Consider the following 2442-nt stretch of genomic DNA (forward strand, 5'->3'; position numbering starts at 1 on the left):
GATAGTTTCTATCCCAACTTAGGGCTGATTAATTAAAAAGGAAAATTCTCTCCTTGCTGTGTAGGCTCACTAGCTTCAGGAGCTTGTTGTGCAGGCTGACTAGCTTCAAGAGTAGAAGTTTCTTGAACATTTTTATAAGAATTACCTGATTGATTGTTATCAGCAGGTTTGCTATCTAAAAACTTCATAGCTTCGACAGCAATCTTATAGTTTGTTCTGTTTTTTCCTTCTCTATCTACATAATTTTCTTGAACCATTCTTCCTTGTAAAAAGATTTTTGAACCTTTGTGCAAGTATTGATTCATGTTTTCGGCTAATCTACCAAAGACACTAAAGCTCAAGTAGCAAACTTCTTCTTTAATTGTACCATCATTAGCAGTATATTTATAACTGCTAGCAATAGCATTATTTATAAAAGCTACGCCACTTTGAGTATAGCTCAACTTAATATCTTGGCAAATATTACCTATAACTGTAATTTGATTGAACATGTGTTCTCCTTTAAAAAAATTTATTTAAGACATTTGTCTTATAAAAACAAAAGAGAACACGCCCTAAATAGGGATATTCTTTTTGCTTTTATAAAACAAAAAAGAAATCCCTAAAAAAGGGATTAAATTATGCTCTAAAAGAGCGATGTGTTCATCAAGTAAATCTGTCATCATAATAAATACTTTGTGTATAACTTCAAGAATAAGAAATTCTTAAATAAAAACACAAAGAATATGCTTCACCAAAAGATGAGATAAAATTTGCGTTCTTATTTAAGAACATTTATCCATCTAATGGATTCCTATTCGTTTAAATTAATACCCATGTATAAACTTACTTTGCGTTCTACGCAAATCGCAACTTTGCGTACGCCAAAATAAACATTAAAAGGACCAAAATGCTTATTTGGCAGCTTTAGCTCACGCTAAAGAACGGACTATATCTTGACTGTAGTAAAACAGTCCCCTCCGTTTGGGTTATCTTGTATAAAAAAATCCTTTTTTACCCCATTTCAAAAACTACTCAGCTTTAACATTCTGTGCTTGAATTTCTCTAAGAATTGTTCTTCTTAAAACATTATTGGAGATATGTCTTACATTCCCAACTTTTACTAAAATTTCTCTACCTTTATTTTGTAATTCATTGATGCTTTCTTTAATTGAATTGATTTCTTTTACCCATGTTTCTGCATCTTTAGAATCAACTCCGTTTCCCCATAATTTTCTTATGGTTGAGTCCATTGCATCTAACATTCTCAAATCAGAAAAAATTTCAGTACCTGCTATGGAATCACTAACAAATACTTGAGCGTTTGAATTTAAATCGATAGTTCTTTTTTTGCCTTCGATTCTTCTTCTTAAAAACTCTGCCCTAGATATTCTCTCTGAATTTTGATTTGTTTGAGTTGTAACATTTGATTTTTCATTTGTTTGAGTTGTATTTTCATTTTGATTTTTATTTTTTGCCATAGAATTTCCTTGTTTATTTAAATACTTTGAAAGTTTAAAATGAATGAAATGGGGTTATTAAAAAAGATTTGAATATATCGCTTATAACCTACTCTACTTGGTTCTCTCATCTAAAAAAGATGATACCCTTTCGATAGTCTCTGAACTTTATTCATATTTAAAACAAATTTGAATTTGCAGAATTTACTCGTGAGTTTGGTATTGTTTTAACTTAAAAGGATACTAAAAGTATCCTTTGTTTCAATTTTTTTAAAAATTTGGGCTAGTACCCTTTAAAGTTAAAAGCAATACTTTAGCAAACTCTACAAATTCAAATTATATTTTAAACTTAGAATCTTAGCTGCTGACTGACTCATGAATTGATATTTTTTACCTATCCAATTAGGAAACAATAGTATTTCTACTAAAGCTTGGTATATCAACCCTATCTAAGACTATATCTTAGCGTAATTGCGAGCAGACTTACGAATCTGTCTGATCTCCACATCGTAATGTTCTTGACCAGCTCTTCCCAGCAATTAGAAGGGAATTAATCGGCTAAGAGCTAACCGAATTTCAATATCACAACCTGTTTCTATGTGACTCGCTCATCACAAAGCTATATAAGGCAGGAGGTGTGGACCTGTCATTCCTTATTGCTATTCCGAACTTAATAAAAAGTTAATGAGCAAATTATATTTTGTTTTTTTAAAAAAGTCAATAGTTTTTATTATTTTTTTAAAAAAACCATATAAATACCTATTTTTCCATATTTTTATCACAAGTGGAACTGTTATAATAATCCAAAATCTCTATTTTTCCATACTATTAAAATTTAGTTAAGTTTTTTAGTTTAATTCACACCCTTCTAATGCCTATTTTTTCGTAAGTGGAACTGTTATAATAATAATTTTACCCCTATTCTCCATAATCTTAAGTTATTTATAAGCAAAAAAACTCTCTTTTTTGAAAAAATGCGGAACTGTAATAATAAAATGCGGAA

General features: G+C 29.9%; 2 protein-coding genes. Both read right to left on the bottom strand.

What is annotated here, in order from left to right:
- Nucleotides 1-32: 32 nt before the first annotated feature.
- Nucleotides 33-491 carry a single-stranded DNA-binding protein gene (gene ssb / locus CCO88_RS08665; RefSeq protein WP_002840203.1) on the bottom strand — a complete coding sequence of 153 codons (459 nt, stop codon included), beginning with the start codon at nucleotides 489-491 and terminating at the stop codon, nucleotides 33-35.
- A 519-nt stretch (nucleotides 492-1010) separates the two neighbouring features.
- Nucleotides 1011-1460, bottom strand: a complete 450-nt coding sequence (locus CCO88_RS08670; protein WP_002794548.1) for a hypothetical protein — start codon at nucleotides 1458-1460, stop codon at nucleotides 1011-1013.
- Nucleotides 1461-2442 lie beyond the last annotated feature (982 nt).

It is taken from the genome of Campylobacter coli LMG 9860 (assembly GCF_000254135.1).
Lineage (GTDB): Bacteria > Campylobacterota > Campylobacteria > Campylobacterales > Campylobacteraceae > Campylobacter_D > Campylobacter_D coli.

What these genes read in the sequence shown, in the direction of transcription:
- CCO88_RS08670 (WP_002794548.1), bottom strand. Translation starts at nt 1,460, where the DNA reads ATGGCAAAAAATAAAAATCAAAATGAAAATACAACTCAAACAAATGAA.
- ssb (WP_002840203.1), bottom strand. Translation starts at nt 491, where the DNA reads ATGTTCAATCAAATTACAGTTATAGGTAATATTTGCCAAGATATTAAG.